At 34.7% G+C, this 8027-nt stretch carries 9 protein-coding genes and 1 pseudogene; 2 read left to right on the top strand and 8 right to left on the bottom strand.

What is annotated here, in order from left to right; all coding sequences use genetic code 11:
• Positions 1-347: 347 nt before the first annotated feature.
• The gene (locus FG390_RS15530; RefSeq protein WP_141191926.1) at positions 348-1280 is read right to left on the bottom strand and encodes an aldo/keto reductase; all 933 of its coding nucleotides are present in this window, start codon (positions 1278-1280) and stop codon (positions 348-350) included.
• A 170-nt stretch (positions 1281-1450) separates the two neighbouring features.
• Between FG390_RS15530 and FG390_RS16140 the strand changes: the two genes are divergently transcribed.
• Positions 1451-1576, top strand: coding sequence for a hypothetical protein (locus FG390_RS16140; RefSeq protein ID WP_258311695.1), 126 nt, complete (start codon positions 1451-1453; stop codon positions 1574-1576).
• Positions 1577-1587: 11 nt separating this feature from the next.
• On the opposite strand, the gene FG390_RS15525 is transcribed toward FG390_RS16140, so the two are convergent.
• Complete coding sequence (locus FG390_RS15525) at positions 1588-2136, bottom strand: pyridoxamine 5'-phosphate oxidase family protein (protein ID WP_141191925.1); 549 nt, start codon at positions 2134-2136, stop codon at positions 1588-1590.
• Positions 2137-2375: 239 nt separating this feature from the next.
• Between FG390_RS15525 and FG390_RS15520 the strand changes: the two genes are divergently transcribed.
• A complete protein-coding gene (locus FG390_RS15520) occupies positions 2376-3356 on the top strand; it encodes an aldo/keto reductase (RefSeq protein ID WP_141191924.1) in 981 nt (326 codons plus the stop codon).
• Between the two features lie 132 nt (positions 3357-3488).
• On the opposite strand, the gene FG390_RS15515 is transcribed toward FG390_RS15520, so the two are convergent.
• The 6 genes and pseudogenes from FG390_RS15515 to FG390_RS15490 all read right to left on the bottom strand — a co-directional run bounded on the left by FG390_RS15515 (position 3489) and on the right by FG390_RS15490 (position 7631).
• A complete protein-coding gene (locus FG390_RS15515) occupies positions 3489-4160 on the bottom strand; it encodes an SdpI family protein (RefSeq protein ID WP_141191923.1) in 672 nt (223 codons plus the stop codon).
• Entirely contained in the window at positions 4112-4390 is a 279-nt protein-coding gene (locus FG390_RS15510) for an autorepressor SdpR family transcription factor (protein WP_141191922.1), read from the bottom strand. Before FG390_RS15510 ends, FG390_RS15515 begins: the two co-directional genes overlap by 49 nt.
• A gap of 216 nt (positions 4391-4606) precedes the next feature.
• A pseudogene (locus FG390_RS15505) lies at positions 4607-5133 on the bottom strand (YfiT family bacillithiol transferase).
• Positions 5134-5173: 40 nt separating this feature from the next.
• The gene (locus FG390_RS15500) at positions 5174-6109 is read right to left on the bottom strand and encodes a DMT family transporter (protein WP_141191921.1); all 936 of its coding nucleotides are present in this window, start codon (positions 6107-6109) and stop codon (positions 5174-5176) included.
• A 161-nt stretch (positions 6110-6270) separates the two neighbouring features.
• On the bottom strand, positions 6271-7014 hold the full coding sequence (locus FG390_RS15495; protein WP_141191920.1) for an SDR family oxidoreductase: 744 nt from the start codon (positions 7012-7014) through the stop codon (positions 6271-6273).
• Positions 7011-7631, bottom strand: coding sequence for a TetR/AcrR family transcriptional regulator (locus tag FG390_RS15490; RefSeq protein WP_141191919.1), 621 nt, complete (start codon positions 7629-7631; stop codon positions 7011-7013). Before FG390_RS15490 ends, FG390_RS15495 begins: the two co-directional genes overlap by 4 nt.
• Between the last annotated feature and the right edge of the window lie 396 nt (positions 7632-8027).

Raw genomic sequence — 8027 nt, 5'->3', positions numbered from 1 at the left:
ATAGACTGACTTAGCCCAATTTTTTCATCAAATTCCTTATACAATAATAACCCTGAGTCTGAGGTTAAGTTCCCACCATCAAAATTAACCTTATTCTTTTGTTGAAGTTAAGTGACTTTTCCGTTACACTTTTCATTATGGAGTCCTCCTTGAATTGTGTTTGTGTCGTTACTTATACAATATCAAAGGAAAGGCTCCTTTTCACTTATTTTGTGAAAAATCAAATATAAATTATTTGTTGATTTAATCGTGTTTTCCAAGGAATTGTGATTCAACTATGAATAATCTAGGATTAAAAATTATACAAAAAAGCTCACAATCTGTGAGCTTTTTTGTATTGAACTTAATTAGCTAAAAAGTTCATCAATCGTTTTAATTTCCTCTTCTGTCAACGAAACATCAAGTGTCTTCAAATTATTTAACACTTGCTCAGAACGTTTAGCACCAGGTATGACAACATCTATAGCAGGACGAGTTAAATACCAAGCAAGAACGATGTGAGCAACATCGACTTGTTTACTTTCGGCTATTGGACGCAGTTTATCCACCTTGGCTAAGTTCTGTACAAATTTTACCCCTTGAAATTCAGGGTTATTTTTTCGTAAATCGTCGAATCTCGTATCTATCGAGTATTTACCTGCTAGGAGTCCAGAAACAAGCGGAAAATAAGGAACAAATGAGATGTTGTGTTCTTGTACATATGGGAATAACTCTTTTTCCGCCTCGCGTTTGAGTAAGTTATACTCTCCTTGATAAACGTCGACGTAACCGTCTTTATTGGCTTCTTTTAATTGATCAATAGAAAAATTAGAGACACCAATAGCACGAATTTTGCCCGCATCTTTCAACTCCTTAAGTGCCCCAACAGCCTCATCTTTTGGAGTCTCTTGATCAGGGAAGTGGATATAATATAAATCAATGACATCGATTTGAAGGCGTTTCAAGCTCTCATCAACTGATTTTTTCAAGAAATCCGGTGAGTTGTCAAAAACGGTGTCTTTTCCTACGAATTTATGAGCGCCTTTTGTGGCGATAACGACTTCTTGGCGTTTTCCTGTTTCTTTAATGACTTGACCTACTAATTCTTCAGATCGTTCCGGTCCATAGATAAAAGCAGTATCCAATAAATTGATGCCATTGTTAATTGCTGTTCGAACAAGGTCTTTTCCTGCTTCTTCATCTAAGTTAGGATACAAGTTGTGTCCACCAACCGCATTTGTGCCGAGTCCAATAGGATTAACGAAAAGTTCTGATTTTCCGAGTTGTACTTTATTTGCCATGTTAGTCACTCACTTTCATAAAGTATTTACAAAGACCATAGCTATGTATGGAATGTAACACTCTATTCATATAACGTATCTACGGTGATAGTCAAATAATTTGCCCTATTATTGGAATGTTATTAGATAAAATAAGGTAAAATGGGTAAAAAAATCATAGGAGCTTCATCTTGCCATACTTTGATAATGACAATAAACGCAAAGTCTTTGATCGAACTTATATCGGAAAACCTGGTGGCTGCATGGCTGTCATCGTCATAATTATTATTGGATTTATTATTTATGATATATTTTAGATAGAAGTTGTTTACAATGTATCTCCAGTTACCTTACGACCAGGATAGAAGGCCCGTTCTTCATTCATTGGGTTTTCTTTTGCAGTGATAGAATTTGGGAGAATACGATAAATAGCCGTTTTGCTTCCCAAGGAAGATTGATATTTTTCCACATGATTCTTCGCTAATTTTCGATCGTAATATCCTGGTACATATTTATCTAGCATATGCTGCATGACTTGTGTTGCTTCATTAAGATCTGTGACACGTTCGGTCTGGCCGAATATCATCACGCTCATATAGGCTGTATCAGTGTGAGCTGGAACCGGGTGAGTTATCGTCCCATATTCTTCGCAAACAGTAAAACAAGTTTCGGGATTTTGGCTTAGAATACTTGTTTTTCTCCCAGAATCAGCACCATGAAAGTAAATAACTTCATTAAACCAAACAAAATTAAGAGGAACCACATATGGTGCTTGTTTGTCAGACAACCCTAAAAAACCTATTCGCGCGTTTTCTAAAAAAGACATTATCTTAGTATTATCTTGGCACTCTCGTAAAGAAAAACGGATGGGATTCATTCTTCATTCACTCCTTGGAAATCATGATTTAATCGAAAGTATAATTGAGATCTGATATGTTGGAAAGATGCAGTTTTTGTTATTTTGATCAGTACAGATGTTAAAAATGTAGAATAATTGCTTTAAGATTCAAATTAATTGATCTTTCTATTTCTTTTTGATAGTCTATATCGCATAATCTATCATGAGTTTCATATTCTAGTTGCGTTATAAAAACCTTAACTTGAGAGGTGCAAGCTATGGAATATCGGAAGTTAGGAAATACAGGTCTTGAAGTTTCAAATATTTGTTTAGGAACAATGGCATTTGGCAGATGGATTGATGAAGATGCATCCGTAGAAATTCTTCATACAGCTATAGAAAATGGTATAAATTTTATTGATACGGCAAATTTCTATGGGAAGGGACAAGACACTTCCTATCCGTATGGTACAGGAGCTTCTGAGGAAATTATTGGTCGAGCTTTAGCCGGACGGCGCCAAGATATCGTCTTAGCGACAAAAGTAGGTTTACCGATGGGCAGAGGCAGGAATGAATCTGGGTTATCGAGACTTCATATTATGAAGGAAGTAGATCAGTCTTTACTTCGATTGCAAACAGATTATATCGATTTATATCAAGTGCATCGCTTTGATCCTGATACACCAATCGAAGAAACATTAAGAGCCTTGGATGATTTAGTTCGTCAAGGAAAAGTACGTTACATAGGTTGCTCGAATTTTGCTGCATATCAACTTGCGAAATCCCATGCGATTAGTGAACGGATGAATTTAGAAAAATTTATATCTATTCAACCACGGTATAATTTACTTTATCGAGAAATCGAACAGGAATTAATCCCCTATAGCCAAGAAGAGGGGGTCGGAATTATCGTATATAGCCCATTGGCGCGGGGGCTATTAACAGGTAAATACACCAGCCCTGATGATGCACCACCTGAGAGCCGTGCGGCACATGGTGAAGTTAATTTACAGAAATTATTCGTTGAACGCAACTTTAAACAAGTGGAAGCATACAGTCAACTAGCTAAAAAATATAATCAAAGTCTATCAGAGTTTGCCCTATCTTGGGTCTTTAATCAACCTGGTATTACTTCAGCTATTGTAGGTGCAAGTAAGCCATACCATGTCACTGATGCTATTAAAGCTAGTGAATTGACTTGGACTGACGAATTAACAAAAGAAGTGGATCGCTTACACGACTTTGTATATCTTCCTTAATAGAAGAAGTCCTCAAAACATAGATTTTATATTTTGAGGACTTTTGTTTTTAGTTTCGTTGATGACCGATACTATTTTGATGAACAGCATTTTCCTAATGGCTTTTTTACTAGATACATGACATAAATACTCTTACAATTTAATGGAAAAATAGTAAGAAGAAAAAACAATAGATGCTAAACAGATTAGTATAACTATAACTGTAAAGTAAGCTTGAATTGCAACGGGTAAAACAGGAACTAATAACAACAATAAGCCCAATATAACAAAAATTTTTCCGCCTAACCGATGAGTTTTTTTCCAAACAACGTCATTTGCTAGCGTCCATGGTGTACGAATGCCAATAAAATAATTGGGTTTAAATTTTGGACTTAAATTACCAATATATATAAATAAAAGACCTATAAGTTCAGGAATAATGTATTTTGGATTTGCTTTTCCTAAACCACTTATAATTTGCATCAGCTGGATGAGAAACAGAAATAATAGAATTCCGTTTATTATCCTAAAATACGTCCCTTGAAACCGTTCGTAATTCTTTTTTTTTGGATCGATTTTAGGTAATTTCAAAGATACAAGATATAAAACCAACATAATGACAGGAATGACAAATGCTCCAAAGGATTTGTGACTGAAGCTGTCAGGAATGCCTCTATAGTTCCAATGCACAGCGATTTGCTGAGGTAAGTACGGATAAGAAATACAGGTTACAATTATAGTGAATATCAATAATAGCAAACTAAACCAATGTTTTTTCATTTCATTTGCCCCTTTTCTTCCTTTGTTAGAAAATCCATAAACCAAGTGACAACATCCTCAAACACACTTGTATTTATTGAATAAATAATTTGTTGCCCTTTTTTCTCAGAATCCACCAAGTTCGCTTGTTTTAGCAGATTCAAATGATGCGAAATACTTGGCTTTGTCATATTAAAATGATCAGCAATTTCTCCTGCAGATAATTCATTCTTTTTTAATAAGTTTAGGATTTTTCTCCTACTTGGATCTGACAATGCCTTGAAAGCATCATTCATGTCAATCCCTCTTTTCTCCTTGTGAGCGTAAATAAAAGTTTTTATTAGATATTTAGATAAATATCTAAATACATAATATGTTTCTTTTATTGAAATGTCAATGAAAAATATATCATCGAGGAAATTTAAGAAAAATTATCTGGTAAGAGTGAATAACGTTAAAAAAATAGTTTGGCAACTTTTAGCCAAACTTAGCGTAGTATTAAGAAATTTTTTTTACCAATTTTCTCTTTTACGTTTCTCTACAATATGAGCAATATGATGTTCGCCATGCCAAGCGTATATACACACGGCTGTATTTAGATCAATTAATTCTTGTGAATCAGGATGGAAAAACTGACGTGTAAAGTCTTCCTCAGTCAGTGAATCTAGTAACATTACCCAACGAGCATGAAGTCCTTCTATTAAACTTAAAGAAACAGAAGGATCAGCGGTTTTAGCGTCTGAAAGTGTTGCCCAACCATCTTGATCAAAAGGTCGAATAGTAGGTTCACTTTCTGTTAAACACAATCTAAATCTCATATAACCGTTTAAATGACTATCCGTGATATGATGAACCACTTGGCGAAGTGTCCAGCCCCCTTCGCGATAAGACGTGTCTAATTGTTCCGCTGTTAAACCGTCGATCGCTTGACTTAAGCGTAGGGGGATATTTTTAATAATTTCAATCTTTTTTCTTCGGTCCTCTTCAGATAAATTTTAGGTGCTTGAAATGAACCTATAGGGTATCTAAGTTTGTCCATTTTATTCTTCCTTTCTGAAATGTTTTTTATATTTCCGGTATTACGATGCCATTTGCCCTGACTTTTTTCTAGGATTTGAAGAAAATAAATTAACGCATATAACACCGATAAGAACCAAAATGGTACCGATATAATGATAGTAGAATAGTTTTTCTTTTAAAACAAAATGACCTGCGAATAAGGCAACAATGGTGTTAAGGTTCATAAAGATACCGACTTTTGAAGCTTCCAGTATAGATAATGAAAAGTTAGTTAATATAAATGTAAAGAATGAGGCTAGGATACCTAAAGACAATACCGATAGGACGTATTGAAGATGAAACAAAGGCTGCACATAGTCAGAGATGGAGTGATTAGCAACGTGCCATCCAATAGAAAGCGCATTAAAAGATATAAAACCTATCGTAATCATAGAAATCGTCATGTCATCCATCCGATAATCTTTGGCGAATTTCCGAGCGCATACATTGTAAGCTGCATAGGTTGAAGTGCTTAGAAAGATAAGAAGTATACCCGAGATATGCAAGTGTCCGAGATTTGCTCCTGACATAATAAAAATAAACACAACCCCAATCACAGATAAACAAATAGCCCCTTTTTGCCAAAGGTTCATTCTTTCTTTAAGAAAAATGGAGGCAAAGAAAAGGGTCATAATGGGGAGTAAGGCTTGAATAATGCCTGCTTCAGAAGACGTTATCGTTATAAGGCCCAATACTTGGAATGAAAAATATAACACAGGATTAAACAAAGCAAGTGGCAAAAGCTTCAACATATCTTTAGGGCTTAGTGAAAGCTTCATCCAACCGAATACTAAAGGAATGAGCATGATGAGAAAAGCTATGGTAAATCGATGTGCTAGAATATCCAGTGGATGTGCATAAGAAATGGTTATTTTCACAAACATAAAGGAAAAACCAATGATCATAGCAAAGAGAATGATAGATAGGTAGGCAAGCAATATTTTCGATCGGGACATAGGGTGACTCCTTCAGTGGAAGTGATATAGTTGAAATATTTAGAAAAAATCGATAGATCAATAGTATTAAATTACAATTATAGTATCAAGAGATCATCTATAGTTCAATAGCAAAAAAACACCGCTTACCAATTTAAGCGGCGAGAGAAAAATATACGATTTTAAATAAAACCACCATTAGCCCTAATCGTTTGTCCGGAGATCCACTGCGAATCTTCGCTAGCCAAAAGTTTAACAATATTGGCTATATCATCGGTTTCTCCAATTCGGCCAAATGCATTCATTTTTTTCATACCTTCAATTTGGGCTTCTGTTTTTCCAACTGTAAAGAGTTCGGTATTTACAGGACCCGGAGCTATGGCATTTATTGTGATTCCTTTTGGGCCAAACTCTTTGGCGAGTTGTCGAGTAAATTGTTCAACTGCTCCTTTTGTGCCTGCATAAACACTGTAGGAAGGAAACATTTGACCTGCAACAGAAGTTGAAAAATTAATAATACGACCATTGTTTTCTAAATAATGAAGAGCTTCTTTGCAGGCGAAGTAAGTTCCTTTTACATTGATAGCAAATTGCTTATCAAATATCTCCTCAGTGACATCTTGTAGAGGTTTGTTAATCATAATCCCAGCGTTGTTAACGAGAATATCAATTTTCCCAAATGCTGCTTTACTTTCTTCAAAAAGCTTTTTAATATCATTAAGTTTACTGATATCGGCTTGTATAGCAGTTGCTTTTCCACCTTTTGTTTGTATGTCTTCCACGACTTCATTTGCTTTTACTGCACTATTTGAATAGTTAACAACAACACTTGCTCCTTCAGTTGCCAATGTTTCAGCAATAGTACGACCAATTCCACGAGAGGAACCAGTCACAATAGCGACTTTACCTAGTAATGTTTTAGTCATTTACAATCATCCTTTTCTTGATAAGATTTAAAAAAACCATATGTGATTAAAGTCCAGACGTCCTCAATTTCTTTTTTAATTGATTCGTTCTCCCACTCATAAGCGTGAGCGGGATGGTGAAATCTTGATGTAGCATAAAATATGGAACGAGCCAAAGTCCTTATTTCGATATTTTGAATGAGATGACGTTCTATCCCTTGATGAATCAATACGTTCATTTGCTCAATAATGTGGTTGACATGTTCATCAATTAGCTCTGCGGAATGTTCTGTTACCTCAGCATACATTTTAAACATTTCTGGATCGTATTTTGCATACGTTTGTTTAAGCTCAATAAGCTTGAATAAATAATTTTTTAAATGATGAATAGGGTCATTTGTTTCCATTTCGGCAATTTCGGTTAGAGGAAAAATAATTTTTTCATCTAACCATCTTTCAGTTACAGCTTCTCTTAATTTTTCTTTACTCGGATAATGTCTGTAGATGGTTCCGTGACTAATCCCAAGTTCTTTAGCGACATCCGTTACTGAGGTTTTATCAGGACCAAAACGTCTCAATGTCTTTTCAGCGGCATCTAAAATTTCTGATTTACTTAAAATAGATGTTTTTTTATTCATAGAAGGGCAACAGACGGGTTGCTTCTCACCTCCTGTACAATAATTAACACACAAAATAACAAATGACAAATATTAATATTTGTCATTTGTTATTAAAAGTTTGCATTTGTTTTAAAGATGACGATGGTAAACTCGAGATACCATTGTCATCTTTTTAATGGAATTTTCATTAGGAATTAAGAAAGTTTGATAAACTTGTATGTAATGATGTAGATTGTACTTATTAGATATTTCGAATAAAAATGTAAAATTATACCTGAATTATTCATACCTTCTTCAAAAAACATGATTCTAGTCAAACACGATTTATTTATCTATTTTCTCGAAAGATCTAAGATCATTTTGCGTCCTAAACGGGTTGTTTCAAAATTAGCTGTTTAAAATTAACGTTTTTAG

Source organism: Terrilactibacillus laevilacticus (genome assembly GCF_006517395.1).
GTDB lineage: Bacteria > Bacillota > Bacilli > Bacillales > Sporolactobacillaceae > Terrilactibacillus > Terrilactibacillus laevilacticus.
This window is presented reverse-complemented; position numbering and strand designations above follow the sequence as displayed.

Excerpts from the sequence above, each read along its gene's own strand:
- FG390_RS15530 (WP_141191926.1), bottom strand. The coding sequence starts at position 1,280 with ATGGCAAATAAAGTACAACTCGGAAAATCAGAACTTTTCGTTAATCCT.
- FG390_RS15500 (WP_141191921.1), bottom strand. The coding sequence starts at position 6,109 with ATGTCCCGATCGAAAATATTGCTTGCCTACCTATCTATCATTCTCTTT.
- FG390_RS15510 (WP_141191922.1), bottom strand. The coding sequence starts at position 4,390 with ATGAATGATGCTTTCAAGGCATTGTCAGATCCAAGTAGGAGAAAAATC.
- FG390_RS15495 (WP_141191920.1), bottom strand. The coding sequence starts at position 7,014 with ATGACTAAAACATTACTAGGTAAAGTCGCTATTGTGACTGGTTCCTCT.
- FG390_RS15525 (WP_141191925.1), bottom strand. The coding sequence starts at position 2,136 with ATGAATCCCATCCGTTTTTCTTTACGAGAGTGCCAAGATAATACTAAG.
- FG390_RS15520 (WP_141191924.1), top strand. The coding sequence starts at position 2,376 with ATGGAATATCGGAAGTTAGGAAATACAGGTCTTGAAGTTTCAAATATT.
- FG390_RS15490 (WP_141191919.1), bottom strand. The coding sequence starts at position 7,631 with ATGAATAAAAAAACATCTATTTTAAGTAAATCAGAAATTTTAGATGCC.